The sequence below is a fragment of the Streptomyces sp. WELS2 genome (assembly GCF_013870595.1).
Taxonomy (GTDB): Bacteria; Actinomycetota; Actinomycetes; order Streptomycetales; family Streptomycetaceae; genus Streptomyces.
In genome coordinates this window covers 1-1,016 of the sequence record NZ_JACBWZ010001366.1, presented here as the reverse complement: position 1 = coordinate 1,016, position 1,016 = coordinate 1, and the positions used below count along the sequence as shown (strand labels likewise).

The window sequence follows — 1,016 nt, the reverse complement described above, 5'->3', positions numbered from 1 at the left end:
CGGTGAGCCGGCCGTCAGGGCTTTCCACACGCAACTCCCTGAGCCGGGCAGGATGTCGCCCCGGCCGCCCGCAGCCTGGTCGCCGACGGCTCCACCCTGAAGTGGGCCGTGGACGCCCTGCCGGAGACGCTCAACACCTTCCAGGCCGACGCCGACGCCGGCACCGGCCGCGTCGCCCAGGCCGTGCTGCCCTCGATGTTCCGGCTCGACGCCAACGGCCGCCCGGTGGCCAACCCGGCTTACCTGGAATCGGCCGAGGTCATCGAGACCGAGCCGCGCCAGGTGGTGCTGTACAAGCTGAACCAGCAGGCCGTGTGGAGCGACGGCCGGGAGATCGGCGCCGCCGACTTCGTCGCCCAGTGGCGCGCCCTGTCCGGCCGCAACAGCGCCTACTGGACCGCCCGCAACGCCGGCTACGACCGCATCGCCAAGATCGAGCGCGGCGACAACGACCTCCAGGTGCGGGTCACCTTCTCCCGTCCTTACGCCGACTGGAAGTCGCTGTTCTCCCCGCTGTACCCGAAGGACGTCATGGGCACCCCGGACGCCTTCAACGACGGCGCCCGCCGCAAGCTGAACGTCACCGCCGGCCCGTTCCGGGTGGAGAAGGTCGACACCGCGAACAAGGACGTGGTGCTCACCCGCAACCCCCGCTGGTGGGGCAGGCCGGCCAAGCTGGAGCGGATCGTGCTGCACGCCGTGCCCCGCGACAAGCGGGCCGCCGCGCTCGCCGACGGCAGCGTGGACCTGGCCGAGGTCGACGCCGCCGACGCCCAGCGGATCGGGCTCGCGCACCGTACGGGGGGCACCGGGACCCCGCTCCAGGGCGGCGGCCGCACCTCCGTGAAGAAGCTGCGGGACTGGGCGCTCGCCCACGGCCTGGAGGCCGGCGAGGAGACCGGCCGAGGGCAACTCGGCCGGACCATCGGCCGCTACCTGGAGCAGCAGCAGGCGCTGCGGGACGTGGAGGTCCGCAAGTCGCTCGAGCCCGCCTACACTCAGCTCGCCCTCAACGG

At 72.9% G+C, this 1,016-nt stretch carries 1 pseudogene; it reads left to right on the top strand.

The window, feature by feature from the left end:
- Positions 1–42: 42 nt before the first annotated feature.
- A pseudogene (locus H5J33_RS36405) lies at positions 43–1,016 on the top strand (ABC transporter substrate-binding protein); the annotation flags it as partial.